This is a genomic window from Kribbella sp. NPDC026596, assembly GCF_040638415.1.
Lineage (GTDB): Bacteria > Actinomycetota > Actinomycetes > Propionibacteriales > Kribbellaceae > Kribbella.
The window spans coordinates 152695-168154 of record NZ_JBEZYF010000013.1; the positions used below are offsets into that span (position 1 = coordinate 152695).

The 15460-nt window shown below is 68.5% G+C and carries 14 protein-coding genes; 11 read left to right on the top strand and 3 right to left on the bottom strand.

Annotated elements, in window-relative coordinates; genetic code table 11:
- Positions 1–60 precede the first annotated feature (60 nt).
- Complete coding sequence (gene ggt, locus AB0E63_RS13920; RefSeq protein WP_360365218.1) at positions 61–1884, top strand: gamma-glutamyltransferase; 1824 nt, start codon at positions 61–63, stop codon at positions 1882–1884.
- Here ggt and AB0E63_RS13925 read toward each other — a convergent pair whose 3' ends face one another.
- The gene (locus tag AB0E63_RS13925; RefSeq protein ID WP_360365219.1) at positions 1885–2979 is read right to left on the bottom strand and encodes a M20/M25/M40 family metallo-hydrolase; all 1095 of its coding nucleotides are present in this window, start codon (positions 2977–2979) and stop codon (positions 1885–1887) included.
- Between the two features lie 68 nt (positions 2980–3047).
- Here AB0E63_RS13925 and AB0E63_RS13930 point away from each other — a divergent pair, with 68 nt between their 5' ends.
- The 4 genes from AB0E63_RS13930 to AB0E63_RS13945 are packed head-to-tail and all read left to right on the top strand — an operon-like array spanning position 3048 to position 7028.
- Positions 3048–3716 carry a hypothetical protein gene (locus AB0E63_RS13930; protein ID WP_360365221.1) on the top strand — a complete coding sequence of 223 codons (669 nt, stop codon included), beginning with the start codon at positions 3048–3050 and terminating at the stop codon, positions 3714–3716.
- A complete protein-coding gene (locus AB0E63_RS13935; protein ID WP_360365223.1) occupies positions 3709–4353 on the top strand; it encodes an SIS domain-containing protein in 645 nt (214 codons plus the stop codon). The genes AB0E63_RS13930 and AB0E63_RS13935 overlap by 8 nt, the downstream gene beginning before the upstream one ends.
- On the top strand, positions 4343–5458 hold the full coding sequence (menC, locus tag AB0E63_RS13940; RefSeq protein ID WP_360365225.1) for an o-succinylbenzoate synthase: 1116 nt from the start codon (positions 4343–4345) through the stop codon (positions 5456–5458). The genes AB0E63_RS13935 and menC overlap by 11 nt, the downstream gene beginning before the upstream one ends.
- Positions 5459–5477: 19 nt before the next feature.
- Positions 5478–7028: a D-aminoacylase gene (locus AB0E63_RS13945; RefSeq protein WP_360365227.1), complete on the top strand. Its 1551-nt coding sequence runs from the start codon at positions 5478–5480 to the stop codon at positions 7026–7028.
- Here AB0E63_RS13945 and AB0E63_RS13950 read toward each other — a convergent pair.
- Complete coding sequence (locus AB0E63_RS13950) at positions 7015–7275, bottom strand: hypothetical protein (protein ID WP_360365229.1); 261 nt, start codon at positions 7273–7275, stop codon at positions 7015–7017. The genes AB0E63_RS13945 and AB0E63_RS13950 overlap by 14 nt on opposite strands.
- 24 nt (positions 7276–7299) lie before the next feature.
- On the opposite strand from AB0E63_RS13950, the gene dapF reads away from it, so the two are divergent.
- The 5 genes from dapF (at position 7300) to AB0E63_RS13975 (ending at position 11530) form a co-directional block, all read left to right on the top strand.
- Entirely contained in the window at positions 7300–8142 is an 843-nt protein-coding gene (gene dapF / locus AB0E63_RS13955; RefSeq protein ID WP_360365231.1) for a diaminopimelate epimerase, read from the top strand.
- A gap of 83 nt (positions 8143–8225) precedes the next feature.
- Positions 8226–9713, top strand: a complete 1488-nt coding sequence (gene hflX, locus AB0E63_RS13960; RefSeq protein WP_360365233.1) for a GTPase HflX — start codon at positions 8226–8228, stop codon at positions 9711–9713.
- 78 nt (positions 9714–9791) lie between these two features.
- Positions 9792–10484: a DUF6345 domain-containing protein gene (locus AB0E63_RS13965; protein WP_360365235.1), complete on the top strand. Its 693-nt coding sequence runs from the start codon at positions 9792–9794 to the stop codon at positions 10482–10484.
- 1 nt (position 10485) lies between these two features.
- Complete coding sequence (locus AB0E63_RS13970) at positions 10486–11205, top strand: hypothetical protein (protein WP_360365237.1); 720 nt, start codon at positions 10486–10488, stop codon at positions 11203–11205.
- A gap of 25 nt (positions 11206–11230) precedes the next feature.
- Positions 11231–11530 carry a hypothetical protein gene (locus tag AB0E63_RS13975; RefSeq protein ID WP_360365239.1) on the top strand — a complete coding sequence of 100 codons (300 nt, stop codon included), beginning with the start codon at positions 11231–11233 and terminating at the stop codon, positions 11528–11530.
- 61 nt (positions 11531–11591) lie between these two features.
- On the opposite strand, the gene AB0E63_RS13980 is transcribed toward AB0E63_RS13975, so the two are convergent.
- A complete protein-coding gene (locus AB0E63_RS13980) occupies positions 11592–13964 on the bottom strand; it encodes an immune inhibitor A domain-containing protein (protein ID WP_360365241.1) in 2373 nt (790 codons plus the stop codon).
- Between the two features lie 229 nt (positions 13965–14193).
- Between AB0E63_RS13980 and AB0E63_RS13985 the strand changes: the two genes are divergently transcribed.
- Positions 14194–15318: a DUF5931 domain-containing protein gene (locus tag AB0E63_RS13985; protein ID WP_360365243.1), complete on the top strand. Its 1125-nt coding sequence runs from the start codon at positions 14194–14196 to the stop codon at positions 15316–15318.
- Positions 15319–15460 lie beyond the last annotated feature (142 nt).

Sequence of the window (15460 nt, forward strand, 5' to 3'; positions counted from 1 at the left end):
AACGTCACCGTGGGATAGGCAAGGGCATGTCCCTGTCCGCCGAGCCCCGCGGGAGAATCGGTGAAGAAGCTCGTCGCAGCCCTGTCTGCAGGTGCCCTTGTTCTGACTGGTCTGAGTACGAGCGGAGCCGCGGCCAGTCCGCCGACGCCGGCGACCCAGACTCCCGTCAAGCAGCCGACCGCGATCGGATTCGGTGGCGCGGTGTCCTCGGTCGACGCCGACGCGACGAACGTCGGGCTCGGCGTGCTTCGGCGCGGCGGTAACGCGGTCGACGCCGCGGTCGCCACAGCCGCGGCCCTCGGCGTCACCGAGCCGTACTCCGCAGGTGTCGGCGGTGGCGGGTACTTCGTCTACTACAACGCCAAGAAACACAAGGTCTTCACGCTCGACGGCCGCGAGACCGCCCCCGCGACCATGCCGTCCGACGCATTCATGAACAAGGCGACCGGCCAGCCGTACCCCTTCGCGCAGCTGGTGACCTCCGGTGTGTCGATCGGCGTACCAGGAACGCTGGCGACCTGGGACAGCGCGCTGAAGCAGTGGGGTTCGCTGTCGCTCGGCAAGGCGCTGACGCCGGCCGCCGACCTGGCCGATCGCGGCTTCGTGGTCGACTCGACGTTCCGCCTGCAGACGCTCGAGAACAAGGTCCGGTTCGCGCAGGTCGTGCCGACGGCGAAGCTGTTCCTGCCGAACGGCGACGCGCCGCAGGTCGGATCGGTGTTCAAGAACCCGGAGCTCGCCGACACCTACCGCCTGATCGCCAAGCAGGGCCCGTCGGTGTTCTACCGCGGTCCGCTGGCCGGCGAGATGGCGGCCGTGGCCCAGAACCCGCCGAAGACCGCCGACGCCACGCTGCCGTTCTTCTCCGGGTATCTGGCCACGGGCGACCTGGCGAAGTACCAGGCGATCGACCGCCAACCGACCAAGGTCCGGTACGACGGCCTCGACGTGTACGGCATGCCGCCGTCGTCATCCGGTGGCACCACCGTCGGCGAGGCGCTCAACATCCTGCAACCGCAGCACCTGGCGCAGCAGAGCACCACGCAGGCGCTGCACACCTACCTCGAGGCCTCCGCGCTGGCCTTCGCGGACCGCGGTGCGTACGTCGGTGATCCGGCGTACGTCGACGTACCGCAGAAGGAACTGTTGTCGCGGGGCTTCGGCGCCGAGCGGTCCTGCCTGATCGACCCGGACAAGGCCGCGACCAAGCCGGTGCCGGCGGGCTCGCCGGATGGCAAGTACTCGCCGTGCGCGAAGGGTACGGCCGTCGAGCAGCGGCCGGACACCGAAGGCCGTTCGACCACACACCTGGTCGCCGCGGACAAGTGGGGCAACGTCGTCTCCTACACGCTGACGATCGAGCAGACCGGTGGCAGTGGCATCACGGTCCCCGGACGCGGGTTCCTGCTGAACAACGAGCTGACCGACTTCTCCGCGATCCCTGACCCCAAGGACCCGAACATCGTGGCGGCCGGCAAGCGGCCGCGGTCCTCGATGTCGCCGACGATCGTGCTGCGCAGCGGCAAGCCGTTCATCGCGCTCGGTTCGCCGGGCGGTTCGACCATCATCACCACGGTCCTGCAGACGCTGACGAACCGGCTCGACCGCGGCATGACCTTGCCCGAGGCGATCGCGGCACCGCGCGCAGCGCAGCGCAACACCGCGGCGGTCACCGCCGAACAGTCCTTCATCGACGCCTACGGTCCGGCGCTCACGCCCTACGGCCACACCTTCGCCGTTCCAGGTGCACCTGGAACGGCGGCGGCCGAGATCGGGGCGCTCGAGGCGCTGGAGTTCCTGCCGAGCGGTGCGATCCTGGCGGCCGCGGAGCCGGTCCGACGTGGCGGCGGAGCGGCCGGAACGGTCAAACAGGTCTGGCCCTGATCAGAGTGAGGTAATGATCGCGGCGACCAGGTCGGCTCGCTCGGCCAGGCTCGCCGCGATCACCTGCTCGTGCACGGCGTGAGCGCCCTGACCCACCGGCCCGAGGCCGTCCAGGGTCGGGACGCCCAGCCAGCCGGTCAGGTTGGTGTCGGCGGCACCTGACGCCGCCGCGCCACCGACCTCCTGACCGACGGACCGCCCAGCCGCGACGACCTGGTCCAACAGGTGCTCGGTCGCCGGCGACGGCTCCCAGGCCGGACGGCTCGACATCACCCGCACCTGCAGCTCGGCGTTCGCCCGTACCGGTTCGAACCCGGTCACCGCGTCGAGGACTGCCTTCTCGGTCTGCGGATCGACGAACCTGAACCCGATATCGGCCGCGGCAGCTCCCGGTACGACGTTCGTCCGCCCGCCGCCCGTGATCGTGCCGACGTTGCACAACACGTCGTCGTACCTGCTGACGACCGCGCGGACGAGGGTCAGCTGGTCAACAAGCTCGTCGATCGCGGAGACACCACTGCCAGGGTCGAGAGCGGCGTGCGCCTCGCGGCCGGTGACCTCGATCCGGACCCGGGTGCTTCCCCAGCGGGACGTCTTGAGGTCGCCGTTCGGGTGCGGTGGCTCGAGGCCGAACGCGGCGAACACCCCGGCCGATTCCGCGGTGACGAGATCGCGAGCCGAAGGCGACCCGATCTCCTCGTCCGCCACCACGACAATCCGCACCGGACGGTGATCGGCGTCCGCGACCTGCTCGAGCGCGGTCTCCAGAACGACGAGTCCGCCCTTCATGTCGAAGACGCCAGGCCCGTGGATGATGCCGTCCTGCTCACGCCATGGCATCGCGTCCTGCAGTTGCCCGAGCGGCCAGACCGTGTCGTGGTGAGCAAGGAAGAGCAGCGGTGCCTCGCCGGCCCGTGCACCCCGTCCGGCGAAGTCCGCGACCACGTGATCGCCGGTCGGCATCGGCACCCGGCGGGCGGTGCCGCCGAGCTCGCCGTACCTCGCGAGGAGCCGGTCGGCGAAGGCGTTCAGCGCCTGGGTGTCACCGGTCGGCGTCTCGTGCCCGACGTACTCGCGGAGGCGATCAGTCATCATGGATAGGAAACGTATCACGATGCGAGCGGCGATTGACTAGCTGTACAAAGGCGGGATCTACTCAGGATATGAATCGTATGCCTGAGGGCAGCTATCGGCCCGTCTCGCTCACCACGGCGGCGCGGTTCGCCGAGGCCTCGGCGCTGTATCGCGCGGTCTTCGGCTACCAGGACCCGGAGTACGGGCTGAACCCGCGGCTGCTCGGCGCGCTGGCGAGCAACGGCGGGGCGGTGGTCGGCATTCTCGACCCGAGCGACCGGCTGGTCGCCTTCGCGTACGGGTTCTGCGGCACCGACCGGCGTGGCTTCTACCACTACTCGCAGTCGGCCGTGGTCGCGACCGAGCAGCAGGGCCACGGACTCGGCCGGATGCTCAAGCACGCCCAGCGAGAAGTTGCCCTGAGCCACGGTCTTTCGAGGATGCGGTGGACCTACGACCCGGCCCAGATCCGCAATGCGCACTTCAACCTCGACGTGCTCGGTGCCCGCGGCCGGTGGTTCGCTCCCGACATGTACGGTCCCGGCACCGACCGGGTGATCGTCGAATGGGACCTGACGAGGGAGCACCCCGTCGACCTGGATGACGCCGCGCTGACCCGGCTGGTGGTGCCGGCTGAGAAGACCGAGCTCCGCAGGTCGTTCGAGGAACTGCTCGGCAAGGGCCTTGTCGCCGTGTCCTGCCGTCGGCTGCCCGACGGCACGGCCGCCTACTACTTCGGGTCGGTGGACGATGCCTGACGACCCGCGCAACCGTGAGCTCTCCAGTCCCCACGAGCGGTACGACGCCCGCCTGCAAAGGCGATCGTCCGCGCAGTTGCAGCGCCGCGTGGTCGAGCAGGAGCGCGCCTCGATCGAGGAGGCCCTCGACCAGATCCTCGCCGACGACGCGATCGCCCAGGCGGCGGCCCGGATCGTGGCCGCCCGCCGGCGCTTCATCATCGGCTCGGCGAAGTCGTACTCCTACGCCTCCCTGCTGGCCTTCGACCTCGGTGTCGGCCTGTCCCAGGTCACGCTGATCGACGGCACGGTCGTACGCGGGGTCGACGTACTGTCGGATGTCCGGTCGAGTGACCTGATGGTCGCGTTCTCGTTCCGTCGCTATCGCCGCGACACCGTCGAGATCGCGCGCCGCTTCACCGAGGCCGGCGGCGAACTGGTGGCCGTGACGGACTTCGAGGACGCGCCGCTGGCCAAGCTCGCGGACCAGTGCATCTACGTCGCCACCGGCAGCGCGTCGTACGTCGACTCTCCGACAGTCGTTGCGTCTGTGTTGCACGTGCTCGCGACTGTGACCACCGCCAGCGCCAAGGGAGCCCGCCGACGACTCGTCGAACGGGACCGGCTGAACACGGAGCTGGGGTTGTATGTCAACTGAGCTGAAGATCGCCGCGGCACGGCTGCATCGGGTCCGAATGCCGCTGGTGCACGAGTTCCAGACCAGCTCGCACCGCAAGACGTACCTCGAACACATCCTGGTCGAGCTTGAAGACGCCTCTGGTGCCGTCGGCTGGGGCGAGATCGCGTCGCCGTCGGATCCGTACTACGCACCGGAAACGGTCGACACCTGCTGGCACATCGCCTCGCACTACCTGCTTCCGGCGGTGATCGGTCAGACGTGGGAACGGCCCGAGCAGGTGCCACAGTTGTGGGCCAAGGTCCGGGGGAATCAGTTCGCCAAGGCCGGTGTGGATGTTGCCGCCTGGGTGCTGTGGTCTTCAGCGCATGGTGTTCCGCTGGCCGAGGCGCTCGGCGGGACCAGGACCGAGGTTGTCGCTGGTGTGTCGCTGGGGATCGAGCCGACGATCGACGACCTGCTCGCCGAGGTCGAGCGGCAGACGGTGGCGGGCTATCCGCGGGTGAAGCTGAAGATCGCGCCGGGCTGGGACGTCGAACCGGTCCGCGCGGTGCGGGCGGCGTACCCGGAGCTCGATCTGCATGTCGATGCCAACGGCATCTACACCGAGGACCACCTGCCGCAGTTGCGGGCGCTGGACAAGTTCGGGCTGACGATGATCGAGCAGCCGTTCGCACCGCGGGACCTGCTCGCGCACGGACGGCTGCAGCGGACGATCTCGACCCCGATCTGTCTGGACGAGAGCATCGAGACGCTGGACGACCTGGAGACCGCGCTGTCCGTCGGAGCGCTACAGGTACTGAATATCAAGGTGTCGCGGATGGGTGGCCTGACCGCCGCCCGCGCCGCGCACGATCGGGCGCAGCACGCCGGGATCGCTGTCTGGTGTGGCGGCATGCACGAGTTCGGCATCGGCCGGCTCGCCAACGTCGCCGTCTCCAGCCTCCCCGGGTTCACCCTCCCATCGGATGTGTCCGCCTCGGAGAAGTACTACGCCCGGGACATCGTCGAACCCGCCGTCGTCGCCGTCCAGGGCGTCGTCCAGGTGCCCAAGGCAACTGGCTTGGGGCATACGGTCGACACCGAGCTGATTGCGGCGAACACCATCGCCACGTTCAGCCTCTGACCAGAACAGGAGCGGGTCCATGACCATCGCGCTGACCGGTGGTCTCGTCGTGGACGGGACCGGTGCGGAGTCGGTGGCCGCGACCGTGCTGGTGGACAGCGGGCGGATCATCGGTGTGCTGCCACCCGGCGAGGTGCCCTCCGGTGCCGAGGTAATCGATGCCACGGGCAACATTGTGGCACCCGGGTTCATCGACTTGCATTCCCCTGCGGATTTCAGTCTTCGATCGACTCCGGACGCGCCGACCCAGCTCTCTCAGGGCCTCACCACGCTGGTCGCCGGGAACTGTGGCTGGTCGCCGTTTCCGATCACCGACCTGGACTCGATGCGAGCGGGTACGGCGTTCCTGGACCCGCGGCACGACTGGTCGTGGCGGGATCTCGGCGGCTTCGCCGCACCGTTGGAGCCCGCCGTGAACCTCGCCCTGCAGGTCGGGCACTCGGCTCTGAGGCTCGCAGTGCTGGGCAATGCCGAGCGGGCGCCGTCACCGGACGAGCTCCGGCAGATGCAAGAGCTGCTGGGGATCGCCGCCGACCAAGGGGCTGTCGGTTTCTCCACCGGATTGATCTACGCGCCGGGCGCCTATGCCGAGTCCGCCGAGGTCGCCGCGCTGGTGGCGACGGCAGCCGAGTGCGGTCTGCTCTACTCCACACACATCCGCAACGAAGGCGCCGGCCTGCTCGCGGCGTTGGACGAGGCGATGGCCGCGGCCCGGGCCGGCGGGGCGCGACTCGAGGTCTCCCATCTGAAGGCAGTCGGCAAGCCGAACCATGGCCTCGTCACCGCTGCCCTCGAACGCCTCGACCAAGCCCGCGCGGACGGTCTCGATGTCGCGTGGGACGCCTATCCCTACACGGCATCCAGTACGACGCTCACCGCCAGGCTGCCGATGTGGGCGCTGGCCGGCGGCGTCTTGCTGGATCGCCTCGCGGACCCGGCCGAACGGAGACGGATCGCCGAGGCCCTCCGCTCCGATCAACTGCTCGATCCCCATGCTGTGGTGATCGCGTCCTTGCCGCCCGGACCCTATGAAGACTGTCGCGGCCGAAGCCTCGCGGACATCGCCCGCCGCGACGATGTGGACACTGCCGAAGCCGTTCTCCGGGTGCTCGAGCAACACCGGGCCGCGGTCAGCGTGGTCAACCACGCGATGAGCGAGGACGACGTTGTCACCGTCCTGGAGCACCCGTGGACGAGCGTCGCGAGCGACGGCTGGATCATGGACGCCACCGGCCCCGGCCACCCGCATCCGCGCAACTTCGGCACCTTCCCCCGAGTCCTCGGCCGGTACGTGCGTGACCTCGGCGTGCTCACCCTCCCCGAGGCGATCCGCCGGATGACCTCGCTGCCCGCGTCCCGGCTGGGCTTCACCGACCGCGGCGTGATCGAACCCGGTGCCGTCGCGGACCTCGTCGTCCTGGACCCGTCCCAGGTCGCCGACAGGTCGACGTACGACGAGCCGTGGCAGCTGTCCGTCGGCATCAACCATGTCCTGGTCGCCGGTGTGCCGGTCCTGACTGACGGAAAGCCGACGGGTCGCAGACCCGGACGCGTTCTCACGCCTTCTTGAAGCGCTTGGGCTCACTCGGCAACGGGGGAGGAGCGGCGGCAGTGTCCTCGGTCGTCTCGAGCCACCCGTCGTGCTCATGCACCAGCTCGTCCGCGGCGGCCGGGTCCACATCGCGCAGGACGACGACCCACGGGTGGTCCTCGTCGTCGTCCTCGCCGTGGAACCGCCCGCGCCGTACGTCACCGTCGAACCGGGCGGCGACTGCCTCGGCGTCGTCCTGCTCCCAGAAGTAGGCGATGAGCTCCATGGGGAACACCGTACGATCTCCGATATGAGCACCTTTCCCTGGTTGAAGGGGCATGGCACGGAGAACGACTTCGTGATCCTGCCCGACCCCGATGGAACGATCCACGGGGACCTGGACGCCGGCCTGGTGCGGTTCCTCTGCGACCGGCACGCCGGCCTCGGGGCGGACGGCGTCCTCCGGGTGATCCAGGGCGACCAGCAGTCGTACGTCGACGACGGTGGCGACTGGTTCATGGACTACCGCAATGCGGACGGCTCGATCGCGGAGATGTGCGGGAACGGCATCCGGGTGTTCGTCCGGTACCTGGCCGAGGCCGGGCTGACCGGGGACAAGCCGGTCCGGATCGGCACCCGCGCGGGGGTCAAGGACGTCGTACTGAACGACGACGGCACGCTGACCGCGGACCTGGGTGAGCCCGTGCTCCCCGCGGCGGCCGGCATCGTGGTCGAGGCGAACGGGCACCAGTGGCCGGCCGTGCACGTGGACATGGGCAACCCGCACGCGGTGGCTTTCGTCGACGACCTGCGGGAGCCCGGAGACCTGTGTGACCAGCCCACCTGGTCGCCCCAGGAAGCGTTTCCCGAGGGCGTGAACCTCGAGTTCGTCGTACGGCGGGGTCCGCACGAGGTCGAGATGCGGGTGCACGAGCGCGGCGCGGGGGAGACGCGGTCCTGCGGGACCGGGACATGTGCCGTCACCGTGGCGGCTGCTCGGGCGGCCCGGGACGAGCTTCCGGTCACGTACCACGTCGGCGTACCGGGTGGTCAGGTCAGCGTGACGTGGCGTGCGGACAACCATCTGGAGCTGACCGGACCGGCCGTCATTCACGCTCGCGGCGAGTTCGACCGGGCCTGGCTACCTGCCTGAACGGGAATTCAGGTAACGCGTGGGGCGTTGACGGAGTTAATCGGGTCGCTTGTACTGGTGGCCCGTGCCACGATGGAAGGTATATGACGACCCATTCGAACTTTTACGACGAGACCACCGACGTCGAACTTGACCTCATCGAGGGCGATGACTCCGGCGATTCGTTGACGGGTCACGACTCGTACGACTCCGAGCTCGGGACCGAGGGCCTCGAGCTCGAGGAACGCCAGGCACTGCGCCGCGTCGTGGGTATGTCGACCGAGCTGACCGACATCAGCGAGGTCGAGTACCGCAAGCTGCTGCTCGAGCGGGTGCTGCTGGTCGGCGTCTGGACCGAGGGCAGCGCCGAGGACGCGGAGAACTCGCTGGCCGAGCTGAAGCTGCTCGCCGAGACCGCCGGTTCCGAGGTTCTGGACGGCGTGATCCAGCGGCGGAAGAAGCCGGACCCGGCGACCTTCATCGGTTCCGGCAAGGTGGCCGACCTGCGCAACCTGGTCGCGTCGCTCGGCGCCGACACGGTGATCGCCGACGGCGAGCTGGCCCCCGCGCAGCTGCGCAACCTGGAGGACAAGCTCAAGGTCAAGGTGGTCGACCGGACCGCGCTGATCCTCGACATCTTCGCGCAGCATGCGAAGAGCAAGGAAGGCAAGGCCCAGGTCGAGCTGGCCCAGCTGCAGTACATGAAGCAGCGCCTGCGTGGTTGGGGTGGCAACCTGTCCCGCCAGGCCGGTGGACGCGTCGGTGCGGCCGGTGGCGGTATCGGTGGCCGTGGTCCCGGTGAAACCAAGATCGAGACCGACCGGCGCCGGATCAACACCAAGATCTCGAAGCTGCGGCGTGAGCTGAAGGACATGAAAGGCACGCGGTCGACGATGCGCCAGGAGCGCCGCCGGCACTCGATCCCCTCGGTCGCGATCGCGGGCTACACGAACGCGGGCAAGTCCTCGCTGCTGAACAAGATCACCGGAGCCGGTGTCCTGGTCGAGAACGCGCTGTTCGCGACCCTGGACCCGACCACCCGGCGGACGACGACCTCCGACGGGCGCGTGTACACGTTCACCGACACGGTCGGGTTCGTCCGGCACCTGCCGCACGACATCGTCGAGGCGTTCCGCTCGACGCTGGAAGAGGTCGCGGACGCGGATCTGCTGCTGCACGTGGTCGACGGTTCGCACCCCGACCCGCTGGCCCAGATCCAGGCAGTTCGTGAGGTGCTCGGCGAGATCGGTGCCTCGGACGTCCAGGAGATCATCGTCATCAACAAGGGCGACATCGCCGACCCGATGGCGCTGGCCCCGATCCTGCACCGCGAGCCGCGGGCGTTGGTGGTCTCGGCCCACACCGGTGAGGGCATCGACAAACTGCGCTCGCTGGTCGAGGCGTCCTTGCCGCAGCCGGACATCGCGGTCGACCTGCTGCTCCCGTACGAACGCGGCGACCTGGTCTCCCGGATCCACTCCGAAGGGGCCGTAGACCAACTCGAACACACCGCCGACGGCACCCGCCTCACCGCGCGAGTCCACCCGGCCCTGGCCGGCGACCTCACGCCGTACCAGGTCGCAACGGCTTAATAACACAGAGCGTGAGCGCGCCCCCAGCCTCTTGGCGGCGCGCTCACGCTGTGTCATCCTCCGCTCAGGGGTGGGGGGATGACAATCAACATCAACATCGGTGTCGCCTGGTCGACGCATTTCCAGCGGCAAGGTCTCAACAAGCTGTGGTACCGGCGGCTGCGCTACGCCTATCGGGCGCCGTCGCTCTTTCTCGAGGGCATGCTCGGGGCCGGGGCGAACGTCAAGTTCGTCACCTTCGACGAGAACCTGGTCGACCAGGATCTCGACCAAGGCGGTGACGCGCAGCAGGTCGACATCCTGTACGTCGCCACGCACGGGATGAGCGGCGCGTCCGGTTACGAGCTCGCTCTGCACGCGGCCGACTGGCCGGTGCTGTCGGGCGGGTTCGGCGACCAGGGCCCGGCGATCGTGATCTTCGACTGCTGTGACCTGGCCGACCCGACCGTCACCGGTTGGGATCAGGCGTGGCGGACCGACAAGATCGGCCCGCAACTCCGGCTCGTCCTCGGCTTCGCCTCGCCCGCCTCGGTCTCCCGGCAGGCGTCGATCCGCGGTACGGCGTTCGCGCAGGAGCTGGACACCAAGCCGGTGACCGATGCCTGGTTCACGTCGATCCAGGCCGGCAGCTACGTCGGTACCGACAAGCCGATCGCGATCGCCTTCGGTGACGACGACGTGGCCGCCCAGCAGATCCTCGACTTCACGTCGGCGGGCTCACTTCCGGGACCGCGGACCAGCCAGGTCCCTGGCATGGCGTGGAGGGTGTGAGATGTTCTGGGACGACTTGATGCCGACCGAGACGGCCGACTGGGCTGCCGCTCAGATGCGCAGTCCGCAACCGCCGCCGAACCTCGTGTTCGCTCCACCACCGGAGCAGGCGGAGGCGGCCGAGCGCATCAGGTTTGCCTTCGACCGGCACGTCGAGATCTCGCCGCGCACCGGCACCGTCCGCATCGCCGGACCCGTCGACGGCCTTCCTCTGGACGAGATTCTGGACTTCTTCGTCAACACCGCGAGTTTCCATCGAGACCTCGACCACGAGGTCGAGCTGAGGACCGACGAGCAGCCACCGAAGTTCGTTCGCCGGCAGGTGCTGACGAGAATCGAAGGCACTGCGTCCCTGGGACCAGGCGGCCGGATGACCTGGTTCGACCTGCCATCCGGGGACTTCGTCGACATCAGCCTCCGGCAGCGGGCCGAGCGCGTCCGCGCGGTGGGGTGGCGCAGTCCGCGGGAGGTCGAGGCGGCCGTCGCCGCCATGGTCGGGGACGCCCGCGGCTTCCGGTTGCGTGCGGCCTTCGGCTACAGCGAGCCGTCCGGCTACGAGGTCGCCGGCCTGTGCCGGCCGTCGTTCGTCTTCGTCCTGGACGGTCCGCCGATGGAAGGGGCTCCGCATTGGCGCGTCAGCATCGCCGTACCGGCATCCCGGGACGACGACGGCGACGGTGGGGCCGCCGGACGTGGGCAGGACTCGGATTGGTGCGTGTGACTCGAGTGGGGGGGAGTTGGTTGAGATGGGCGATGTGGGCGCGTTCCTCGGGATTGCCCTGGGCGTGCTGATCGCGGTGGTCTTTCCGGTGCTGAAGGGGTTCGTCCAGGGGCAGTTCGGCGCGATCGCCGCACCGGGCCTGCCGCCCTGGGCGAAGAAGTACGCCGGTTTGTTCGCGTTCTGCCTGGTGAGCGCACTGATCGTGCTCGCCGTCTTCAAAGCGGCGAAGCCCGACGCCGAGATCAGTTTCTGGGTCGCCTTGGTGATGGGTTTCGGCTACGAGTCCATCGTGGAGAAGGTCTTCGCCAAACCGTTGACCGCCTAGACGCACCGATGGCCCGGGAGTCGAACTCCCGGGCCATCGGTCCTACTTGTTGCTCAAGGCATCAGTTGCGCTTGGAGACCTGGACCGTGACCGAGGTGCCGTTCTTGGAGAGAACCTTGATGTTCACTCCGTTGTTCGGGACCTTGACGCCGGCCTGGGGCTGCTCCGGGTACCAGTACTGCTTGCTGTCGTTGAAGGTGGTCACGCCGTTCTGGCCACGGACGTAGCTGGCCTGACCGTTGATGTGCAGCGTGAACGAGTCAGCCTTGTCCGCACCGAACGGAGCGTCGTACCCGCCGACCCGCGGCCGCCAGATCTGACCGTCGAGGCGGTTGATCGGGACCGGGTGGCTGTCGATCGGCAGCACCAGACCCTGACCGGGGTGCTCGTTGGTGTTGTTGTCTTCCTGCGAGGTGTCCCAGTACCAGATCAGCAGGCCGTCCTGGTACGGGAAGTGCTCGACCTTGTCCGGCAGCGTGCTCGCCCAGCCGAAGTTGTACGGGCCGGTCTGCAGGTACTGGTCGTGGTCGACGTAGTTGATGTTCGACGCCAGGTAGTAGTTGTCGTGCAGGGTGGTGAAGCTGGCGCCGGCCGCGCTGAAGCCGTTCAGCGTCCAGCCGTCGGGCGAGGTCTCGGCACCGGACGTGACCACCGTGGTGGTACCCGAGGTCACCGTGATCTCGTCGGCGAAGAAGCCCTTGCCGCCGGCCGCGGGGTCGGTGGTGTAGCGGAACTGCAGGCCGATCGTCTTGCCGACGTACGCCGACAGGTCGAAGGTGGCCGGCTGCCAGCCGTTGCTGGTGCCGTCGATGCCGTTGCCCTCGGCGGCGTTGGTGATGGTGCCGGCGATCGGCTTGTAGCCGGTGCCGTCGTTCACCTCCACGTAGGCGTAGTCACAGGCCTCCGGGCCACAGTCCTCGATGTCCCAGTTGGCCTGGAAGGTGAGGCTCGCGGCCTGGCCGGCCGGCAGCGTGACCTGACGGTTCATCGTGTGGGTGAAGTTGTTGCCCTCACCGCTCCACCAGGACTTGGTTCCGGCCGCCGGTGGCACCAGGTCGTGCACCAGCGGCTTCTTCGGCAGTGTCACCACCAGGCCCTGGGCCTTCTTCGAGTTGTACTCGTGCGGGCCGAGCTCGACGGTCCGGTTCTGCCCGGCCGCCACGATGTCGTAGTCCAGCCAGCCGAGCTGCAGCTTGTCCCAGATGCCGAAGTCGGCCGCCTGCTCGCCGAGGCCGCCGTCGGTGGCCTTGCTGACCCGGCTCTGCGCCATGATCGTCCACCAGTTGACGCCGTTCTCGACCGGTGCGCCGGAGGTGTCGTAATGGTCCGGCAGACCGAGGTCGTGGCCGTACTCGTGCGCGAAGACACTGATGCCGCCGTTCTCGGGCTGGATCGTGTAGTCGCCGACGTACAGGCCGGTGTCGCCGATCTGGGCGCCACCGCGGTTCGGCTGGTTCACCGGACCGCCGGGGAAGTTGGCGTACCAACGGTGCGACCAGATCGCGTCCTCACCCTGCTGCGGGTCGCCGTCGGCCTGGTCGCCGCCGGCGTGCACGATCTGGAAGTGGTCGATGTAGCCGTCCGGCTCGTTGAAGTTGCCGTCACCGTCGTAGTCGTAGCGGTCCCACTGGTCGAACGTCTTCAGGTCCGCGGTGATCTGCGCGGTGGTCCGGCCGGCCGTCTTCTGGTCGGCGACCCACTGGTTCACCGCGTCCTGGATCAGGAACCAGGTGTTGTTGCAGACGTTGCCGGCGCACGGGAACCCGTTCGACCGGCCGTAGCGGGCCTCGTTGTACTTGACCTTGACCCAGTCGGTGACCTCGCCGTCGACGCTGTACCGGCCGGACGACTGCTTCTCGTAGTACTTCTTCACCGAGTTGCCGTTGCCGAAGTACAGGTCCTGGAAGTGCTGCTGGTCGTAGTTCGGCTGCCAGACGGTCGAGTTGTCCACCGAGCGGTCCGGCGCCGGGATCGCGTTGTTCAGCGGGCCCTCGAAGGTGGCCGGGCCGGGAATGCCGGCGTTCTGGTCCTTGTCCGGGTAGCTCGGGTGCCGTTCGTTGCCGAACTCGGCCAGCACGACGAAGATCTTGTCGGTCTTCTCCCGGCTCAGCTCGACGTACTGGTCGACCCGGCCCTTGGCGTTCTTCACGCCCGTGGCGCCGACCTGCTTGCTGCCGAGGTTGACCACGGTGCTGGCACCGCGCTTCTCGGTCTTGGCCGTTCCGTTCAGGACCTTCGTCAGGGCGTCCTGACGCAGCTCACGGCGCTTGTCCTCCTGCGGGCTGGACAGTTCGTCCGGTGCGGGCGCGGCCTCACTGGCGATCGGCGCCGAACCCTGTTTGGGCGGTGTGGCGGCATCGCTCGCCGAGGCCCACCCGAGCCCGGCCGTTGCCGCCAATGCCAGGCTGAACAGCCCGGCGGGTAGCTTGCGCACGATTCCCCTCCATGCTTGGTCAATGCACGCCGGGCGTGGTGACGCGGCGTGTTCGTTGCTCCCCCGAGCGTGTTTTGCGCGAGAGTACGGGGAAAATCGGCAGAGCTGAAGTAGAAGCGGAAAATTCCGGCAAAGGTGCGGGGAAACCTGCATCATCCGTGGAACTACTCAACTGCCTGGGTACGACGCCTCAGCCACGGCAGCCCTCGAGGTTGGCAGACTGTCTGGTGTGGAGCGCGAGACCGTCGACCTGCTGCAGCCACTGTGGCGTGCGCTGGTCGTGTTCCGCGTGATCACCTGGGCGTTCGCCGTCCTCGGGGTCTGGACCCGCTGGGACGGGATCGCCAACCCGACCGGGGCGGTCCTCCAGTTGGCGGTGATGGGCGTCTGGACGGTGATCTCCTCGATCGGCTACAGCCGGCGCTGGGGTCGCCGGAACACCAGGCTTGCGTTCGCCGACCTGATTGTCACCGTCGGCTGCATGTACGCCACCTTGTGGGCCCAGCCGCTGACCGACATCCGTGCCGGTGCCTCCGTGCTGACGTCCGTCTGGGCGGCCGGGCCGGTACTCGCGCTGGCCATCTCCCGCGGCCGGGACGGCGGCCTGCTCGGCGCCGCGACGATCAGCCTCGCGCTGCTCTCGCTGCGCGGTGTCGACAATGCGTCGGCGGTCCTCAGCAACGTCCAGCTCCTGCTGGTCGCGGGCCTGGTCGTCGGGTACGCCGCCTCGACGCTGCGGCAGGCGGGAAACCGGCTGCGGGAGGCGATCGCGGCCGAGAGTGCCACCGCCGAACGGCTCCGGCTCAGCCGGTCCATCCACGACGGCGTGCTGCAGGTGCTGGCTCAGGTGCAGCGCCGGGGTACGGCGATCGGCGGCGAAGCACTCGAGCTCGCCGAGCTCGCCGCCGAACAGGAGGTTGCCCTGCGCACCCTGATGTCGTCCCGGCCGACCGTTGCCGAGGGCGACCGGGTCGACCTGTGCGGATTGTTGTTGCCGCTGGCCACGACCCGCGTAGACGTCGTCGTACCGGCCGGTCAGGTGTTGTTGCCGGCCGCAACCGCGACCGAACTGGTTGCCGCGGTCAAGGAAGCGCTGACCAACGTTGTCAAGCACGCCGGGCCTGACGCCCGGTCCTGGGTGGTGGTCGAGGACCTCGGCGACGCGGTGGTGGTGTCGATCCGCGACGATGGGATCGGTACGACTCCGGCCCGGCTCGAGCAGGCCCGCGTCGACGGGCACCTGGGTGTGAGCCAGTCGATCCGCGGCCGCATCATCGACCTAGGCGGCACGGTCACAGTCCGGACTGGACCTGACGAGGGAACCGAGTGGGAGCTGAAAGTGGAGACCGCATGACTGTGCTTTTGGCCGGGCCTTCGGCACCGGCGTGGTCATGGGGCCTTGGCTCCCGGCCTTCCCTCGTCGCTCCGGTCGCTGCGCTCCCTGCGCTCCTCAGCCCAGGCCGGGAGGCCCCATGACCCGCGTAATGATCGTCGAC

Bases quoted from the DNA above. Each gene is read 5' to 3' on its own strand.
- AB0E63_RS13925 (WP_360365219.1), bottom strand. From the start codon at position 2,979: ATGATGACTGATCGCCTCCGCGAGTACGTCGGGCACGAGACGCCGACC.
- AB0E63_RS13930 (WP_360365221.1), top strand. From the start codon at position 3,048: ATGAATCGTATGCCTGAGGGCAGCTATCGGCCCGTCTCGCTCACCACG.
- AB0E63_RS13935 (WP_360365223.1), top strand. From the start codon at position 3,709: ATGCCTGACGACCCGCGCAACCGTGAGCTCTCCAGTCCCCACGAGCGG.
- menC (WP_360365225.1), top strand. From the start codon at position 4,343: ATGTCAACTGAGCTGAAGATCGCCGCGGCACGGCTGCATCGGGTCCGA.
- AB0E63_RS13945 (WP_360365227.1), top strand. From the start codon at position 5,478: ATGACCATCGCGCTGACCGGTGGTCTCGTCGTGGACGGGACCGGTGCG.
- AB0E63_RS13950 (WP_360365229.1), bottom strand. From the start codon at position 7,275: ATGGAGCTCATCGCCTACTTCTGGGAGCAGGACGACGCCGAGGCAGTC.
- dapF (WP_360365231.1), top strand. From the start codon at position 7,300: ATGAGCACCTTTCCCTGGTTGAAGGGGCATGGCACGGAGAACGACTTC.
- hflX (WP_360365233.1), top strand. From the start codon at position 8,226: ATGACGACCCATTCGAACTTTTACGACGAGACCACCGACGTCGAACTT.
- AB0E63_RS13965 (WP_360365235.1), top strand. From the start codon at position 9,792: ATGACAATCAACATCAACATCGGTGTCGCCTGGTCGACGCATTTCCAG.
- AB0E63_RS13970 (WP_360365237.1), top strand. From the start codon at position 10,486: ATGTTCTGGGACGACTTGATGCCGACCGAGACGGCCGACTGGGCTGCC.
- AB0E63_RS13975 (WP_360365239.1), top strand. From the start codon at position 11,231: ATGGGCGATGTGGGCGCGTTCCTCGGGATTGCCCTGGGCGTGCTGATC.